At 66.0% G+C, this 15,662-nt stretch carries 18 protein-coding genes and 1 pseudogene; 9 read left to right on the plus strand and 10 right to left on the minus strand.

The window, feature by feature from the left end:
- The first annotated feature begins 114 nt into the window (after nt 1–114).
- Both ACOQPI_RS14350 and ACOQPI_RS14355 read left to right on the plus strand, forming a co-directional pair.
- A complete protein-coding gene (locus ACOQPI_RS14350; protein ID WP_420620304.1) occupies nt 115–444 on the plus strand; it encodes a hypothetical protein in 330 nt (109 codons plus the stop codon).
- Between the two features lie 243 nt (nt 445–687).
- Nucleotides 688–945, plus strand: a complete 258-nt coding sequence (locus tag ACOQPI_RS14355; RefSeq protein WP_420620305.1) for a hypothetical protein — start codon at nt 688–690, stop codon at nt 943–945.
- Here the strand turns inward: ACOQPI_RS14355 and ACOQPI_RS14360 are convergent.
- Both ACOQPI_RS14360 and ACOQPI_RS14365 read right to left on the minus strand, forming a co-directional pair.
- Nucleotides 901–1,347 (minus strand): annotated as a pseudogene (locus ACOQPI_RS14360) (DUF4143 domain-containing protein); the annotation flags it as partial. The gene ACOQPI_RS14355 and the pseudogene ACOQPI_RS14360 sit on opposite strands and share 45 nt — an antisense overlap.
- 125 nt (nt 1,348–1,472) lie before the next feature.
- A complete protein-coding gene (locus tag ACOQPI_RS14365) occupies nt 1,473–1,751 on the minus strand; it encodes an alpha/beta hydrolase (protein ID WP_420620306.1) in 279 nt (92 codons plus the stop codon).
- Between ACOQPI_RS14365 and ACOQPI_RS14370 the strand changes: the two genes are divergently transcribed.
- The 3 genes from ACOQPI_RS14370 (at nt 1,750) to ACOQPI_RS14380 (ending at nt 3,775) form a co-directional block, all read left to right on the plus strand.
- Entirely contained in the window at nt 1,750–1,896 is a 147-nt protein-coding gene (locus tag ACOQPI_RS14370; protein WP_420621082.1) for a hypothetical protein, read from the plus strand. The two genes, ACOQPI_RS14365 and ACOQPI_RS14370, sit on opposite strands and share 2 nt — an antisense overlap.
- Nucleotides 1,897–2,027: 131 nt before the next feature.
- Nucleotides 2,028–2,282, plus strand: coding sequence for a helix-turn-helix domain-containing protein (locus ACOQPI_RS14375; RefSeq protein WP_420620307.1), 255 nt, complete (start codon nt 2,028–2,030; stop codon nt 2,280–2,282).
- Entirely contained in the window at nt 2,279–3,775 is a 1,497-nt protein-coding gene (locus ACOQPI_RS14380) for a HipA domain-containing protein (RefSeq protein ID WP_420620308.1), read from the plus strand. Before ACOQPI_RS14375 ends, ACOQPI_RS14380 begins: the two co-directional genes overlap by 4 nt.
- Before the next feature lie 39 nt (nt 3,776–3,814).
- Here the strand turns inward: ACOQPI_RS14380 and ACOQPI_RS14385 are convergent, their stop codons facing one another.
- The 4 genes from ACOQPI_RS14385 to ACOQPI_RS14400 are packed head-to-tail and all read right to left on the minus strand — an operon-like array spanning nt 3,815 to nt 6,239.
- Nucleotides 3,815–4,027 carry a helix-turn-helix domain-containing protein gene (locus ACOQPI_RS14385; protein WP_420620309.1) on the minus strand — a complete coding sequence of 71 codons (213 nt, stop codon included), beginning with the start codon at nt 4,025–4,027 and terminating at the stop codon, nt 3,815–3,817.
- A gap of 32 nt (nt 4,028–4,059) precedes the next feature.
- A complete protein-coding gene (locus ACOQPI_RS14390) occupies nt 4,060–4,251 on the minus strand; it encodes a hypothetical protein (RefSeq protein WP_420620310.1) in 192 nt (63 codons plus the stop codon).
- Between the two features lie 28 nt (nt 4,252–4,279).
- Nucleotides 4,280–5,182, minus strand: coding sequence for an alpha/beta hydrolase (locus tag ACOQPI_RS14395; RefSeq protein ID WP_420620311.1), 903 nt, complete (start codon nt 5,180–5,182; stop codon nt 4,280–4,282).
- 16 nt (nt 5,183–5,198) lie between these two features.
- Nucleotides 5,199–6,239, minus strand: coding sequence for a D-2-hydroxyacid dehydrogenase (locus ACOQPI_RS14400; protein ID WP_420620312.1), 1,041 nt, complete (start codon nt 6,237–6,239; stop codon nt 5,199–5,201).
- 59 nt (nt 6,240–6,298) lie between these two features.
- Between ACOQPI_RS14400 and ACOQPI_RS14405 the strand changes: the two genes are divergently transcribed.
- Complete coding sequence (locus ACOQPI_RS14405) at nt 6,299–7,189, plus strand: SDR family NAD(P)-dependent oxidoreductase (RefSeq protein ID WP_420620313.1); 891 nt, start codon at nt 6,299–6,301, stop codon at nt 7,187–7,189.
- Between the two features lie 8 nt (nt 7,190–7,197).
- The gene (locus ACOQPI_RS14410) at nt 7,198–8,556 is read left to right on the plus strand and encodes a mycothione reductase (RefSeq protein WP_420620314.1); all 1,359 of its coding nucleotides are present in this window, start codon (nt 7,198–7,200) and stop codon (nt 8,554–8,556) included.
- Here ACOQPI_RS14410 and ACOQPI_RS14415 read toward each other — a convergent pair whose 3' ends face one another.
- Together ACOQPI_RS14415 and ACOQPI_RS14420 are read right to left on the minus strand one after the other, a co-directional pair.
- Entirely contained in the window at nt 8,557–9,366 is an 810-nt protein-coding gene (locus tag ACOQPI_RS14415) for a TauD/TfdA dioxygenase family protein (RefSeq protein WP_420620315.1), read from the minus strand. It lies immediately after the preceding gene.
- A gap of 24 nt (nt 9,367–9,390) precedes the next feature.
- Nucleotides 9,391–11,022 (minus strand): AMP-binding protein, encoded by a 1,632-nt coding sequence (locus tag ACOQPI_RS14420; protein ID WP_420620316.1) that lies wholly within the window; start codon nt 11,020–11,022, stop codon nt 9,391–9,393.
- Nucleotides 11,023–11,045: 23 nt separating this feature from the next.
- On the opposite strand from ACOQPI_RS14420, the gene ACOQPI_RS14425 reads away from it, so the two are divergent.
- Nucleotides 11,046–12,545 carry an AMP-binding protein gene (locus tag ACOQPI_RS14425; RefSeq protein WP_420620317.1) on the plus strand — a complete coding sequence of 500 codons (1,500 nt, stop codon included), beginning with the start codon at nt 11,046–11,048 and terminating at the stop codon, nt 12,543–12,545.
- On the opposite strand, the gene ACOQPI_RS14430 is transcribed toward ACOQPI_RS14425, so the two are convergent.
- Nucleotides 12,542–12,943 (minus strand): hypothetical protein, encoded by a 402-nt coding sequence (locus ACOQPI_RS14430; protein ID WP_420620318.1) that lies wholly within the window; start codon nt 12,941–12,943, stop codon nt 12,542–12,544. The two genes, ACOQPI_RS14425 and ACOQPI_RS14430, sit on opposite strands and share 4 nt — an antisense overlap.
- 53 nt (nt 12,944–12,996) lie before the next feature.
- Between ACOQPI_RS14430 and ACOQPI_RS14435 the strand changes: the two genes are divergently transcribed.
- Nucleotides 12,997–14,124 carry a CaiB/BaiF CoA transferase family protein gene (locus ACOQPI_RS14435; RefSeq protein ID WP_420620319.1) on the plus strand — a complete coding sequence of 376 codons (1,128 nt, stop codon included), beginning with the start codon at nt 12,997–12,999 and terminating at the stop codon, nt 14,122–14,124.
- Here the strand turns inward: ACOQPI_RS14435 and ACOQPI_RS14440 are convergent.
- A complete protein-coding gene (locus ACOQPI_RS14440) occupies nt 14,121–15,638 on the minus strand; it encodes a class I adenylate-forming enzyme family protein (RefSeq protein WP_420620320.1) in 1,518 nt (505 codons plus the stop codon). The two genes, ACOQPI_RS14435 and ACOQPI_RS14440, sit on opposite strands and share 4 nt — an antisense overlap.
- Nucleotides 15,639–15,662: the final 24 nt, after the last annotated feature.

A 15,662-nucleotide genomic window follows, 5' to 3' on the forward strand; every position in this document is an offset into this window, starting at 1 on the left:
CCACCGGTGGTTGCAGCGTATCGGCCATGATGGCCGGTGTGTTAGCGACAACCAACCGGTGGAGGTTTCCAGTATGGCACGGCGGCTTTGTTTCGAGGAGATGGCAGGGTCAGGGTGCAGCGCCGCGGAGGTGGCGAGGCGGCGCAGGCGCAGGCCGATGCCCAGGGGCGGAGGCCCAAGGTGGCGAAGCTGGCCGCCGACGCGGTGCTGCGCCAACAGGTGCAGGAGCGCCTCGATGGGCGGCTGTCGCCCCACGACATCTCAGCGGAGCTGACCCGATGCGGGTTCCGGGTGTGCGCGGAGACGATTTACCAGGGGTGCTATGGGTACGCAGGGCTGAAGCCAGGGTCTTGGAAGAAGCGGCCCCGCAACCGCCAGCGGCGCAAACCACGGGGCGCAGCGAGCGGGCCAGGCACTCAGTGTTGCGCGACTACAGGCCCATAGGCGACCGCCCGCCGGCCGCCTGGGACCGGTCGGAGCCGGGCTACTGAGAGGGCGATCTGGTCATCGGCAAGAGCAACCGCACCGCGGTAGCCACCCTGGCCGAGCGCACCAGCCGCTGCGCCCTGGTGGTGGGCCTTGGCGGCGGCTACGAAGCCAAAAGCACCGCCGATACGGTCACCGCCGCCTTGGGCCGCCAGCCCGGCTACATGGTCAAAACCCTCACCTGGCATCCAAGGCACAGAGATGGCCAGATGGGCCGACATTGAAGACGCCCTCGGCATCGAGGTGTACTTCTGCGAGCCCCGATCCCCCTGGCAGCGGCCGACCAACGAGCAGGCCAACGGCCTACGGCACCGATGGCTCCCCAAGAGAACCGACCTGAACATCGGCGCAGCCCGCCTCGCCGTCATCGAAGACCGCCTCAACACCATGCCCCGAAAACTCAACAACTGGAACTCAGCCCAAACCGTTTGCAATCAACTCTGTCGCGACCACCAATAGGCTTGCCGTGCCTGCGGCTTCGTCGATGGCGTCCATTGATCCGAGTTTGACCTCCACTGCGATCCATCGGCCGTCTCCCCAGTCCACGATGGCATCCATCTCATTGCCGTGTGAGTCTCTGAAGTGCCAAACCACCGCTTCGCTGGCCTGGGCGTAGATGCGCAGATCGCGCAAGACCAGCGACTCGAACAAGAAGCCCAGCGTCTTGAGGTCTCCCAGCAGACGCTCAGGTCCGGCGCGCAGCGCCGCAGCAGCCAGCGAGGGGTCGACGAGGTGCCGCTTGGGAGCTTGTTGCAACCGAGCTCGAGATCTGAGATTGGCCGCCCACGCGGGAACATCCTCTACCACGAACAGAGATGCGAGATCTTCCAGGGAGGCAGCGGCCGTTCGCTGGTTTAGGCGGTGTTGTCGTCCGAGCCAACAGAGGTATCAGACTCCAACTTGCCCACCGTTTTGTAGCATTTGCAGCAAAGATAATGTCATAAATCCAGCTTGCAAAATGTCGTATATGCAGTCTTGCTGCTGCTTCAGGTGCGGGTTGAGATGTACTCCGCCATCTCGGCGATGCCCTCTTCGGCTTCGGGGGCCACGCCGGCCAAAAGGTGCCAGACGTGCATCATGTCTTGCCAGGGGCGGAACTCCACGGCGCCGTTGGCGTTCTCGATGCCCCTGACCACCCGGGTGCTGTCGTCGTAGAGCACCTCCTCGGTTCCCACCTGGATCATCATGGGAGCCAGGTTGTCGAAAGCGCCGAACACCGGTGAGACGTAGGGATCGGTGGCGTCCACGCTTTGCGCGTAGGCCATGACCATCCCATGCAGGGAATCGGCACCGGCAAGCATCGGCTACGGCGAGCGGCTCGATGAGATCGGCGCCGTCCCGTCAGTCGGGTCGGTGGGCGACTCCTACGACTGTGAGCATGATGTGGGTTGTCGTCTGGCTGGTGTCTGACCCTTGCTTACGAGTAGCCGGACTGCTCGACCGGGCCGGCGAATGGGACGGTACCGGCGCAGAACCACGGTGGGATGGAACCCTCCCAAATCTGGTGTGGGATGGAACCCTCCCACCGATATGCTGGGGGCATGGAGACACCCAACCGCTCCCGCCCCTTCAACACCGTAGGCGCCCTCGGCGCCGAACTGCGCCGCCACCGGGCCGCCGCGGGCCTCACCCAGCAGCAGCTCGCCGACCGCTCCGGCGTGTCCCGCCGCTGGATCGGCCTGTGCGAGAAGGGGCACCCAGGCGCCGAACTGGGCAACCTCATGCGGGTGGCCCGCGCCCTAGGGCTCGCTCTCCGCTTCGATCAGCAGCCGGCCGCGACCCGGCAGACGCTGTGAACCCGCCGGACGGCCTCGTCGTCGCCATCGCCGGCACGAATGCCGCTCGCATCAGCCGGGACAGCGGCGGACGCCTCACCCTCCGTTACGACGCCGACTACCTGGGCGACCCGGCTGCTGTGCCCCTGTCTCTGTCGCTTCCCCTCGACGACTGCGTCTATGGTCACAGGCCGGCCCAGCGGTGGTTGGACGGCCTCCTCCCCGACAACCCCCGAGTGCTCGCCCACTGGTACGAACGGGAGAACGTGTCGCCGCCCACCCCGTTCGGCCTGCTCGCCACCCCTGCCGGGCTGGACTGTGCCGGCGCGGTCCAATTCGCCCCTCCCGCCGAGGCTCATGTCCTCGCCGGGCGCGCCGGCGGGCTGACTCCCATCGCTCCCGGCGACCTCGAATCGGAGATCACACAGATGGCCGCCGATTCCGCCCGCTGGCTTCCCGACGACGAAGACGCCTACTACAGCCTGGGCGGATACCAAACCAAAACGGCGCTCCGTCTCGCCGACGACGGCCAGTGGGCACGGCCCCGCGGCGGCACGCCGACCACCCACATCCTCAAGCCCTCCCCGGCCGGCCAGCCAGAAGCCGCTGCAATAGAGCACCTCTGCCAGACCACCGCCTCCCGCCTCGGTCTTCCGGCCGCCGCGTCCGCCCTCGCCGTCATCGGCAGCCACCCCACTGCGATAATCACCCGCTACGACCGGGTCCGCGCCGCTGACGGCGCGTGGCATCGCGTCCACCAAGAGGACATGTGCCAGGCTCTCGGCGAGAATCCCAACCGCAAATTCGAGAAGCATGGCGGACCCGGTGCCATTGCCATAGCCGATCTGCTGTGGCGGCACTCCACCGACCCCGACACAGATGTGCGCCGTTTCCGCGATGCCATCCTCTACACGTGGGCGACTGTCAACCGCGATGCCCACGCCCGCAACTACAGCATCGTCCATCAGCCCGGCGCTGTTCGTCTCGCCCCCCTCTACGACACCGGCTCCGCTCTGCCCCGCGCCCGCAAAGGCATCGGCAGGCTGGAACTGGCCATGCGCATAGGCGACGACCACACCATCTACCGCTCCGATGCCGCTGGAGCGCTCACAGGGCTGGCCGCCCGCCTGGGCCTCCCAGCGGTCGAGCTGCTCGACCGGGCCGGCGAAATCGCCGAAACCGCTCCCGCAGCGCTCCAAGCGGAGATCAGCGCTCTTCCACACGGCCTGCCCGCTGAGGCGGCGGAAGCCGCCGAGGCGTTCCACCGGCGCATCGAGCGAAGATCCGGCAACTGCCTCAAGGCGATCGCCGCGAACCGCCGCACCCTCAAACCCGCCCCTAGGCCCGTCGAACCAGATGCTCCCAGCACGGGGCAGCGGGATGCCGCCAAACGGGACCGGATACTCGCCGCCCACCGCCGAGACCCGGAGGCAGCCTTCAAGCAGATAGCCGCCGACACAGGAGCGTCGGAGAGCTACACCGCCCGCGTCATCCGCGAGAACCGTCGCCGCTGAACCATAAACAGAATCGGAGATGCGAAGGCGAGGGCGCCGTCACCTGATGGAGGGGCGACCGACCGCTGGGAGGCTGGCTGCGGGATCGGGGAGGAGTCGGGCTGGAGAGTCGCCGCCCCCGCAGCGCCTCTTCTCCCGCCACACCGTCGCCCGGTCCCTGCCCAACCGCGCCGCGATCTCCGCGTCGCTCAAACCCTCCGAGGACAAAACCTCAATCCAGACGCGCTCCTCCGAGCAAACACGCCGTGCCATACTGGACACCTCCACCGGTCGGTCGCTGACTCTTACAACCGGCCATCATGGCCGATCCGTCGCGACCACCGGTGGAGTTCACCGACCGTCACCCCATCGGGGCAGTCGTAGGCGTAGCCGCTGGCGGTGATGACTACCTTGAGGGCGGGATGGCCGGTCAGGTCGTAGTCCACTTTTTGGCACACTCGGTTGAGGGTGTCGGCGGCCTCGTCGATGGCACCCATATGTCATATATGCAGTCTTGCTGCTGCTTCAGGTGCGGGTTGAGATGTACTCCGCCATCTCGGCGATGCCCTCCTCGGCTTCGGGGGCCACGCCGGCCAAAAGGTGCCAGACGTGCATCATGTCTTGCCAGGGCCGGAACTCCACGGCGCCGTTGGCGTTTTCAATGCCTTTGACCACCCGGGTGCTGTCGTCGTAGAGCACCTCCTCGGTACCCACCTGAATCATCATGGGGGGCAGGTTGTCGAAGGTGCCAAATACCGGGGAGATGTAGGGATCGGTGGCGTCCACGCTCTGCGCGTAGGCCATGACCATGCCATGCAGGGAATCGGCGCCAGCGAGCATGGGGTCGCGCTCGGCCCGCTCGGTCATGGAATCGCCTGAGAACGTCAAGTCGGTCCACGGCGAGATAGGGGCGGCGCAGGCGGGCAGCTCCATACCCTCGTCGCGCAGCTTCATGCACAGCGCAATGGTCAGTCCCCCACCGGCCGAATCGCCGCTGATGGCGGTGTGGGCCGCCTCTCCCCCATTGGCCAGGTGCCATTGCCACGCGGCCATGGCATCGTCCAAGGCGGCAGGAAAGGGATTCTCTGGTGCGAGTCGATAGTCCACGTTCAATAGCCGGGCCTTGGCCCCGACCGCCATGCGGCTGACCACGTGGCGATGGGTATTCAGATTGCCCACTACATAGCCGCCGCCATGCAAGTAGATAATCGCCCGGTTGCCCTCCACCTCGGTTGGCGTCACCCACTCGGCGGACACTCCACCGGCATCAACCGGCGCAAAGCTCACCCCATCGGCAACGGGCATCGAGCTGTAGGCCGCCTCAAATCCGGCCCGGGTCGTAGCCAAGTCAGGTGGCGGACTAGCGGCCGCATTTTGCATCTGCTGCCTGAGAGCAGCAACCGCGGCGTTGTAGGCGTCTGACGGCATTTCTTTCTCCCTTTTCTCAGTAGCCCCGGTCGGGGTCTACCACGTTGCGAAGCGGCTCGTCGGCCAGAAAGCGTTCCAGATTGTCGCAGAACAGCTCCATCAGGGCTTCGTTGTAGCCCTCGCGGGCGGTGGAGCAGTGTGGCGACAAGTACATGTTGGGGGCATCCCACAGCGGGCTGTCGGCGGGTAGTGGCTCCTCTCGGGTCACGTCCAGCACCGCGGCACCCACTTGACCCGACTCCAGCGCGGCTACCAGCGCGTCCTCGTCAATGATCGATCCCCGGCCCACATTCACCACCACAGCCCCGGGCTTGAGCCGCGCTAAGCGCTCGCCGTCGAACAAATCGATGGTCTCGGGAGTATGTGGTGCGCTCAACACCACCGCATCGCAGCGGGCCAGCATCTCATCGAGCCCGTCGAGGCCGTAGAGCTCATCCACGTCAGGATCGGTGTCGCCGGGCCGGGCCGAGCGGCGATTGCCCAGCACGGTGGTCTCGAAGGCCTTGGCCCGACGGGCCACGTCCCGGCCGATGGCCCCTAGGCCCACGATGCCGATGGTCTTCCCCTTCACCAACAGCCCTTGATGCATCTGCCAGTGGTGGTCCTCTTGCTGGCGCTCCAGCACCCGGATGTCCTTCCACACTTCCAGCAGACGGCCCACGGCGAACTCGGCGATCGGGGCAGAGGCCACCCCGGCGGCGTTGGTCAGCATGATGCCCTTAGCCTTCAGCTTGGCCGGCTCGAGTTGCCCAATGCCCGCGCCAATGGCCTGCACCCACCGCAGTCGAGGCGCCCAATCCCTGATTCCCGGAGGCAGGTCGAGGGCCATCAACACGCCGGCCCCGGCAATGGTGTCCTTCTCTGCCTCCGTCAGGGGCGGCGCAGTGGCCAGGAGCTCCTCGGTGACCCGGCCCTTGGCCTTGGCATCCCGCAGCCCATGGGGCTCGAAGTAACCGATGTTGTCGAACTTGACGCCGGGAAAACGGCGGTGCAGGTCTTCGAGCTCCGACTCCTCCATTGCCAGCGGATACATCACGACAGCGTTGACTGTGCTCACGGCGGGAACCCTAGTTTCCGACACCGCTTTCCGTTGCAGACAGGCGGTAGCGTCGGCCCATGGACACTCTTGAGGGCAAAGCAGCAGTCATCACCGGCGGGGCTAGCGGGATGGGCCGGGCCATGGCCGACCGATTCGGGGCGGCCGGCGCCCGCATCATGATCGCCGACGTGGAAGGCCCCGCCATGGACGCTGCGGTGGCTGAGATGAACGATGCCGGCATCGATGCGGTGGGTGTACTCACTGACGTGAGCTCCGAACGGGACATGGACGAGCTGGCCGAGGCTGCTTTCGCCCGGTTCGGACAGGTCAACGTAGTGTGCAACAACGCCGGCGTGGGGGGCGGCGGTTTGATGCACGAGCTCGCCACCGCCGACTGGGAGTGGATCCTCGGAGTGAATCTGTGGGGGGTGATTCACGGCATCCGGGTGTTCTTGCCCCACTTGATGGAGCACGGCGACGGCCACATCGTGAACACCGGTTCCATCGCCGGCCACACCTCGTATCCCAATATCGGTCCCTACAACGCCTCTAAGCACGCAGTGGTAACCATCTCGGAGACGCTCTACAACGAGCTTCAGGAGAGCGGCTCGACCGTCGGCGTATCGGTGCTGTGCCCTGGCCTGGTGACCACCAACATCATCAACTCCGAGCGCAACCGCCCCGAGACGCTGCGCTCGCCGATCATCCCGCCCGACCTCACTCCTGAGGACGAGGAGCGGATCCAGTTGATGATGGCCATCTACGAGGATGCGGTGAAGCCTCCCGAGGTGGCCGAGCTGGTGTACAACGCGGTCCTCGACAACCAGTTCTACATCTGGACCGACTACGTGTATGCGCCAGCAATCATGCAGCGCCACGAAGACATCCAAAAGGGCCGCAACCCCAGTTTCCGGGGCCAGCTCATCGACGAGGACCAAGCCGCCAAAGGGCCTCCCCAGGACAGCTGATCCCGCCTATGGCTGAATCACCCGTGCAATTCGACCTGGTGGTGGTGGGCACTGGGTCGGGCAATAGCGTCCTCACCCCTGATTTCGACGACTGGCGGGTGGCGCTCATTGAGCGGGATGTGTTCGGGGGCACCTGCCTCAACCGGGGCTGCATCCCCTCCAAGATGTTCGTGTACGCCGCCGACATGGCTCACCAAGCGGGCCACACCGGGCATCTCGGGGTGGATACCTCGTTGGACGCAGTGCGATGGCCCGAGATCGTGGACCGGGTATTCGGGCGAATCGACCCCATCGCCCAGGGTGGAGAGGACTACCGGCACAGCTTGGACAAGGTGACCGTATTCAAGGGCGATGCCCGGTTCACCGGCCACAAAGCGCTTGAGGTAAACGGACAGCAGATCACTGGCGATCACATAGTGCTGGCCGCCGGGGCCCGGCCGTACATCCCCCCGATCCCTGGCCTGGACGAGGTTCCCTACCACACCTCCGACACCGTCATGCGGCTGGAAGCGCTTCCCGAGCGGCTGGTGATCTTGGGTGGGGGCTATATCGCCGCCGAATTGGGCCACGTGCTCGACGCCATGGGCGTGTCGGTGTCGATCGTGAACCGCTCCGAGCGGCTGCTGCGGGCCGAGGACGAGGACGTGTCGGCTGCGTTCACGCAGATCGTGGGCCAGCGCATGGATTGCGCTCTCGGCTCTCCCATCGTCGACGTTTCCCAAGCAGGGTCGCAGATCACCGTGCGCACCGAGGCGCAGGACGTGACCGGCGATGTGCTGCTGCTGGCCACCGGTCGGGTGCCCAACGGCGAGCAACTGGGCGTGACCCGCTCAGGGGTGGAGCTCGACGATGCCGGCTATGTGGTCACCGACGAGTATCTCCGCACGGGGGTGGAAGGGGTATGGGCGCTGGGCGACATCTGCCATGCGGCCCAGCTCAAACACACCGCCAACGAGGACACCCGGGCGGTGGCCCACAACATCGCCCACCCCGACGACCTGCGGGCACCCGATCACTCCGGCATTCCCCACGCGGTGTTCGCCTACCCCCAGGTGGCCGCGGTGGGGGCCACCGAGCAGGCGTTGCGAGCCGAGGAGCGGCCCTATCTCCGAGCCGTTCGCCCCTACAGCGATACCGCCTATGGCTGGGCCATGGAGGACACCACCAGCTTCACCAAGGTGCTGGCCGATCCCGATTCCCGGCTCTTGCTGGGTGCCCACATCATCGGTCCTCAAGCCCCCACCCTCATCCAGCAGCTCATCCAGGGTATGCAGTTCGGCCTCACTGTGGACGAGATGGCCCGAGGCCAGCTCTACATCCACCCCGCGCTGACCGAGGTGGTTGAACAGGCGCTGTTGGAGCTCTAGCTACGCCGCAGGGGCGGCGGCCACCGGGCCCGCGCCGGAGGGGTCATAGATGGTGACCCTGTGGATGCGGCGGTGGTCGGTGCCGTAGTCGTCAATGGCGTAGTGCATGGTGCAGCGGTTGTCCCACAAGGCGGCGTCGCCGTCGCTCCATCGCCACCGCACGATGTACTCGGGCTGCTCCATGTGGTCGCACAACAAGGCCAGCAGGCACCTGCTCTCCAGGTGGCTCATGCCCTGAAGCGATGACGTCCAGCCCCGGTTCACAAACAGGATGCGTTTGCCGGTCTCGGGGTGGATGGTTATGGCCGGATGATCGGTGAACTCGGTCAGACCAGCACGTCCGTGGCAGGCGATGACCCCTTCGAGGGCCGCCTTGAGGGGCTGCGACAAGCCCTCGTAGGCGGCCTGGGTGTTGGCCCACATGGTGTCGCCACCGGAGGGCGGTGACTCCTTCATGGACAGAAGCGACCCCAGTGGGGGCTGGCGGGAGAACGTCACGTCGGTGTGCCAGAAGTTGGCCCGCGAGTACTCGTTGGCGCTGTCCAGCACCAGGATCTTGCCCTCGTCGTCCACCGTGTGGTGGTAGCGATGGTCGGTGTCGTCGTTGCTGACCGCGGCCAGATCACCGAAGAGCGACCCCAAGGCCACGTGCTGCTCGTCGGTCAGGTGGATCTTAGGGAAGAACAGCACCTTGTGGGCCCAGAACGCCTCCCGCAGCTCGGCCGCTACCCCATCGTCGAGGTGATCGGCATCGAGCCCTTCCACCGTGGCGCCCAAGGCCGCAGGCAGCGCAGTCACTTTGATGCTCATGGCTCTATGTTTCCAGATCGGGGCCTACTCCGACAGAGAGTCGAGGGCGAACTGCTTAGCCCACTGGTAGTCGGGCTTGCCATTGGCGCCCCGCTGGACGGCATCGGCCCGGATGAGCGACTTGGGGAGCTTGTAGGCCGCCAAGCGAATACGAGCGTCGGCAATGACCTCGTCGTCGCCCACCGCCTGAGATGCCGGGTCGCCGGCCATCTGCACCACCGCGGTAACCGCCTCGCCCCACTTCGGGTCGGGCACTCCCACTACCAGGCAGTCGGCCACCGCGGGATGGGCCTTCACCGCCTCTTCCACTTCTTCGGGATAGATCTTCTCCCCCGCGCTGTTGATACAGGCCGAGCCCCGGCCCAGCAGCGTGATGGTGCCGTCGGCCTCAACAGTGGCCCAATCCCCGGGCACCGACCAGCGCCTCCCCCCGATGGTGCGGAACGTGGCCGCTGTCTTCTCCGGGTCCTTGTAGTAGCCGATGGGGATGGGGCCGCCCACCGCCACCATGCCCTGCTGTCCTGAGCCGGGTTCCACCGGCTGGCCGTTTTCGTCGAACACCGCGGCGTTCTCCCCCAGGGTGAACCGGGCGGTTGCTGACCCGCCCTCCCGGTCGCTGATCCTCATGCCGGTGCCGGTGCCCTCACTGGAGCCTAAGGAGTCCACCAGCTTCATGTTCTTGTGTACCAGCAGGGCCTCTTTCGCCGGCTGGCTCCAGATCACCCCCGACGACATGACCATGAACACCGACGACAGGTCGTAGGGCTCGCCTCGCGCCGCAGCCGCATCCAAGGCCTCGGCCATTGGTCGCCCGAAGGCGTCGCCCACGATGGTGAGCACGGTGGCCCGGTCGCGCTCCACGCAGCGCCACAGGGCATCGGCGTCAAAGCTGCGCTCCGGCATAGTGATCACCGCCCCGCCCTGGGTGAAGGTGGCCAGCGCCACAATGCTGGCCGTGCCGTGCATCAGAGGGGAGGCCGCTAGCTGGCGGGTAACCCGGTTGCTGTTATAGATGGCCGCGATGTTGGGCTTGACCTGCTCCGGGTTCTCCGGGACCGGCAGCCTCAGCGCCCTGAAGTTGGGGGCCATGGCGCCGATCACCGAACTGTGGGGCCACATGACCCCTTTGGGATTGCCGGTGGTGCCTCCGGTGTAGAGGATCCACAGGTCGTCAGGGCTGCGATCGACGGGCGGCGCCGGATAGTGATCGGCGATCAACTGCTCGTAGTCCAGCGCCCAGTCGGGTACTGGGTCGCTGGGCTCGCCCACCTGGATGGCCGCCCGCAGCAAAGGCAGGTCGCCCCTGGCCTCCTCCACCCGGTCGGCCAGCTCGGGAGAGAAGAACACCGCCTTGGCGTCAGCGTCCTCCAGCAGATGGCGCAACTCGCCGGCCAGATAGCGGTAGTTCACGTTGCACGGGACCACTCGGGACTTGAACGCCCCGAAGGTGATCTCGGAGTAGGGATTGCCGTTGTACAGGTACAACCCCACGTTGTCGCCCGCGCCGATGCCGAGTTCTCCCAGCGCCGCCGCCAGCCGAGCAGCCCGATCCTCGAACTCCCCCCAGGTCCGGGTAACCGGATCGCACACCACCGCGTCAGCGTCCGGCACCACCTCCGCAGCCGCTTCCCACGCGGTAGCCAGATTCAAGGGCACGGTGAGTGACATTATCGTGAGTTGTGAGCACCGCCCGAGCCGATGCCGTCCACTTCCCAAAGGGGGTCGACCCCGATGACGTGGACTTGTTGGACGAAGCAAGCCTGCCAGCAGCATGGAGCAAGCGCTGGGCTTCCGGGGCATCCAAGCCGACATTGTGGGACGCGGGAACCGGATGGATCACAAGGGGCGACCTGGCTCAGCGTACGAAGGCCGCCGCTGGGCGGCTCTACGGGGCAGGACTTCGCAAGGGCGATCGGATCATCCTGTCGGCGGCGGCGTCGGTCAACTTGGTAGTGGCCCATGTGGCTGCGTTACGGCTGGGGCTGATTGTGGTGCCGGTGAACGGGGCCTACCAGCGGGCCGAGCTGGCCCACATCGTGGGCGACGCCGATCCTCGGGCTGCGGTGGTGGACAAGCCCGAATGGGTCCGGTGGCTGGCCGAACTTGCCCCGGAGATGACCGTGGTCTCCCCCCGGCTGGATCTAGACGATGCGACAGCCCCCAGCCTCGATCAGCTCTCCAGCGGCGATCCTGCGCTGTTGGGCTATACGTCGGGAACCACCGGGGTACCCAAAGGAGCGGTGCTGACCCACGGAAACCTGCTGGCCGGAGCCGAGTCGGTCCGCATTGCCTGGCGGTGGACGCCCGACGATCGCCTGGTTCTGGCCCTCCCCTTGTTCCACATGCACGGTCTGGGCGTTGGGCTCCACGGCACCCTGCTGACCGGCGCCTCCGCGGTGCTGCTCGACGGGTTCTCCCCCGACACCGTTTTAGATGCGGCCCAAGCCCACGACGCCACCCTGTTCTTCGGCGTGCCCACCATGTACACCCGGCTGGCCCAGTCGCCCAGGGTTGGAGAGCTCTCCCGGCTTCGGCTGTGCGTGGCCGGCTCCGCTGCCCTGTCCGCTGATCTCCACCGCCGCCTGCAAGAGGCCGCCGGAGTGCGAGTGCTGGAGCGCTACGGCATGACTGAGACCATCATGCTGGTGTCCAACCCCTACGACGAAGAGCGCCGGGCCGGCACGGTGGGATTTCCCCTCCCCGGCGTGGAACTGCGGTTGGCTCCCGACTCCGGTGAAGTGATGGTGCGAGGGCCCAACGTCTTTGCCGGATACTGGCGCCGCCCCGAGGCCACCGAGGAGGCATTCGACCAAGACGGCTGGTTCCGCACCGGCGATTTAGGCGAATTCGACGAGGCGGGCTACTTACGATTGAAAGGCCGGGCCAAAGAACTCATCATCTCCGGAGGCCTGAACGTCTACCCCCGCGAGGTAGAAGACGCCCTTCGCTCCCACCCAGACGTCGACGATGTAGCCATCACCGGCACCCCCGACGAAGAGTGGGGCGAACTAGTCACCGCGTGGGTGGTACCCACCCTCGGCAAGAAGCCCAATCTGAATCACCTGCGCTCCCACTTAGAGGGAGTGTGCGCCGACTTCAAACACCCCCGCCTACTCCACCTGGTCAAAGAACTCCCCCGCAACGCCCTAGGCAAAGTCCAAAAGCACCTCTTGGGCTAGAGCGGCTTTAGATGCACGCAGAGAGGCCCGAGCAAAGCCTCCACAAAGGCATCGTCGCAGTACAGCTTCTCCCCGGCCAGAAGATCACCTTCGGCGGGCATCATCGACATAACCATGTGGCGTGTCTGGCCGTCGAGCTCAATCCAATACTCCTGGATGGCACACTGGTCGTTGGTCCACTCCCCCAACACCCCGAAGTTGGTAACGCGCTGGGCGAACTGCGGATACTGCTCCAGATAGAACGTGCGGGCCAGGTCACCTCCAGTGAAGCCCTTTCCCATCGGCCAGAACTCGTAGGTGGGCTCGTCCACCAACGTGGCCAGCGTCCGCTCGGCGTCATTCTCGGCCTCGGCCGCGGCGTGCTCACGGGCTAGGTCCAGGATCTCTTCAGGCGTCATTGCCGGAGCTTAGTGGTGTGTCGTTTCAACCCATGCAGGGGTACGTTGCTGGAGTGAGCTCGGCCAAGCCACTGGATGGCGTGCTGGTGGTCTCTATCGAACAAGCAGTGGCCGCGCCGCTGACATCGTGTCGGCTGGCCGACGCCGGAGCCAGGGTGATCAAAATCGAGCGAGCCGAAGGCGACTTCTCCCGAGGCTACGACGCGGCGGCCGACGGACTGTCCAGCTACTTCGCGTGGCTGAACCGGGGCAAGGAATCGATCGTCCTCGACCTCAAAGACGATGGCGATCAAGCACTGTTGGGGCGGATGATCGAACAGGCCGACGTCTATATCCAGAATCTGGCGGTGGGCGCAGCCCAACGGCTGGGCTTCGGCTCAGAGTCCCTTCGACAGCAGCATCCCCGGCTAGTGACCTGCGACATCTCGGGTTACGGGCCAACCGGACCCTATGCCCAGATGAAGGCCTACGACCTGCTGGTGCAGGCCGAAAGCGGACTGGTATCGGTGTCAGGAGCACCGGGACCGCTTGGTCGAGTGGGGGTATCGGTGGCCGATATCGCCACTGGCGAGGCCGCGGCCCGGGCCATCAGCCAGGCCCTCGTCCGCCAAGCCCGCACCGGCCAGGGGGCGACCATCGAAGTCTCGCTGTTCTCGACCATGGCCGAGTGGATGACCGTTCCCCTGCTGCACCACGACTACCTCGGACAAGGACCGCAGCGAGTCGGGCTGGCCCACCCGTCCATCGCCCCCTACGGCGCCTTCACCACCGGCGACGGCACCATTCTGCTCATCGCCGTGCAGTCCGACCGCGAGTGGCGCACCCTGTGCGAAGAAGTGCTCGACCGACCGGACCTGTCCCACGATCTCCGCTTCGCCACCAACAAGGCCCGGGTCACAAACCGGGCCGAAACCGACGACGCCGTCGCCGAGGTTTTTGCCCGCCTGAGCACTGAAGAACTCCACAGCAAGCTCACCGGAAGCCGCATGGCCTTCGGTGCGGTCAACGACGTGGCCGGTCTTTCTTCGCATCCTCAGCTAAACCGGATAACCGTCACCCACGACGATGGCACCGTCGACCTGCCCGCCCCCGCCACCACCGCCGACTGGGACCACGACACCTCCCCCTTACTCCCCACCATCAACCAACACGGCCCCCAAATCCGAGCCGAGTTCGTCTAGCTGAAACGCTGGCGGAGGCGGAATTTTTCTACTTTGCCGTTGCCGGTGCGGGGGAGCTCGTCGATGGGCTGAATGGTGGTGGGCACCTTGTAGGGGGCCAGGGTGCCTTCGGTGTGGGCCCGGAGGTCGTCTTCGGTGGGAAGATCGAAGCCGTCGGCCACCACGATGAATGCGGCCACTGTCTCGCCCAGCACCGGGTCGGGGCGGGCTACCACGGCGATGTCACCTACCGCGGGGTGGGTACGCAGCGCGGTCTCCACCTCGATGGTGGACAGGTTTTCTCCGCCCCGGCGCACGATGTCCTTCTGGCGGTCGACGAAGTACAGGTAGCCATCGTCGTCCACGTAGCCCAGGTCGCCGGTGCGGAACCAGTCTCCTGATGTGGCGGCCTCGGTGGCCTCGGGATCCTCGATGTAGCCGTTGAACCCGATGGTGGACCGCAGAAAGCAGATCTCCCCCGTCTCTCCCGTCGGTGCCTCTGAGCCGTCGGGCAGGAATATCCGCAGCACCGACCCTTCGAACGGCTTGCCCACCGAGCCGGGCCGCCGAGGCTCGTCCAACCGGGTATAGGTGCCCGACCCGGCCTCGGTCATGCCGTACCAGTCCATGCACGGCACCCCGTAGCGCTCCTCGATCTGTTCGATGATGGGTGCGCAGCCCAGCGGGATCATCACCCGCAGCGAGTGCGATTTTTCGTGGGGACCAGGGGGCTGGGCCATCAAGATGTTGATGATGGGCACCAGGGTGAGGAAGTAGGTCGGGCGGTATAGGTCGACCAGAGCCCAGAAACGCGACGCCGAGAACTTGCGCTGCATGATCACGCTGGCTCCCCGGCTAAGCGCCGACATGGCCCCACCCATGGCATTGCCATGAAACAGCGGGGTCACCACCAGCGAGCGGTCGGTGTGGCTCAGGCCGAACATTTCCTCATAGGGCACCGCCCCGCCCGCGAACAGCTCGGGGCTCATGGGCACCGCCTTGGGGCGCCCGGTGGTGGTGCCCGAGGTGTAGAGCACGTTGCCCTCCACAAACCCGTCCACCGGAGGCAGGTCCAGGCCTGCGCCCTCCGGCGCCTCGCCGATGAGATCGGCCAGCAGCAACGCCCCGTCCACCGGCTCGTCCACGCTCACCACTGCTTCCACCATGTCCATGTCCGCGGTGAGGGCCACCGCACGCTCGGCCCGCTCAGCCTCAGCGAACACCAGGCGGCACCGGGAGTGGTGGAGCACGAAATCCAGTTCCGGATCGGTCCACTCCGGGTTGATGGGAACGCCAGCCAACCCGATGGCCTGCATGCCCAGCTGGCACTCGATGTACTCGGGGCGGTTCTGCATCCAGATGCAAGCCCGATCGCCCAGTCCTAGCCCGAAGCGGGTTTGGAACTGGTGGGCTAGAGCCCCGCCGTGGGCTGCCAGCTCTCGGAAGGAGCGGTGTCCGTCCTGCTCGGTAAGGACGGCCAGCTTGTCAGGCCAGGTGTGGCTGAAGTCGCGGACGACGTCATACAAAGTCGGCATCGCCGGGCAGCCTAGTGAGGGGGA

The sequence above is a fragment of the Candidatus Poriferisocius sp. genome (assembly GCF_965219815.1).
Taxonomy (GTDB): Bacteria; Actinomycetota; Acidimicrobiia; order Acidimicrobiales; family Bin134; genus Poriferisocius.

What these genes read in the sequence shown, in the direction of transcription:
- ACOQPI_RS14440 (WP_420620320.1), bottom strand. Translation starts at nt 15,638, where the DNA reads ATGCCGACTTTGTATGACGTCGTCCGCGACTTCAGCCACACCTGGCCT.
- ACOQPI_RS14355 (WP_420620305.1), top strand. Translation starts at nt 688, where the DNA reads ATGGCCAGATGGGCCGACATTGAAGACGCCCTCGGCATCGAGGTGTAC.
- ACOQPI_RS14385 (WP_420620309.1), bottom strand. Translation starts at nt 4,027, where the DNA reads ATGGCACGGCGTGTTTGCTCGGAGGAGCGCGTCTGGATTGAGGTTTTG.
- ACOQPI_RS14375 (WP_420620307.1), top strand. Translation starts at nt 2,028, where the DNA reads ATGGAGACACCCAACCGCTCCCGCCCCTTCAACACCGTAGGCGCCCTC.
- ACOQPI_RS14365 (WP_420620306.1), bottom strand. Translation starts at nt 1,751, where the DNA reads ATGGCCTACGCGCAAAGCGTGGACGCCACCGATCCCTACGTCTCACCG.
- ACOQPI_RS14410 (WP_420620314.1), top strand. Translation starts at nt 7,198, where the DNA reads ATGGCTGAATCACCCGTGCAATTCGACCTGGTGGTGGTGGGCACTGGG.
- ACOQPI_RS14390 (WP_420620310.1), bottom strand. Translation starts at nt 4,251, where the DNA reads ATGGGTGCCATCGACGAGGCCGCCGACACCCTCAACCGAGTGTGCCAA.
- ACOQPI_RS14395 (WP_420620311.1), bottom strand. Translation starts at nt 5,182, where the DNA reads ATGCCGTCAGACGCCTACAACGCCGCGGTTGCTGCTCTCAGGCAGCAG.
- ACOQPI_RS14370 (WP_420621082.1), top strand. Translation starts at nt 1,750, where the DNA reads ATGACCATCCCATGCAGGGAATCGGCACCGGCAAGCATCGGCTACGGC.
- ACOQPI_RS14415 (WP_420620315.1), bottom strand. Translation starts at nt 9,366, where the DNA reads ATGAGCATCAAAGTGACTGCGCTGCCTGCGGCCTTGGGCGCCACGGTG.
- ACOQPI_RS14405 (WP_420620313.1), top strand. Translation starts at nt 6,299, where the DNA reads ATGGACACTCTTGAGGGCAAAGCAGCAGTCATCACCGGCGGGGCTAGC.
- ACOQPI_RS14430 (WP_420620318.1), bottom strand. Translation starts at nt 12,943, where the DNA reads ATGACGCCTGAAGAGATCCTGGACCTAGCCCGTGAGCACGCCGCGGCC.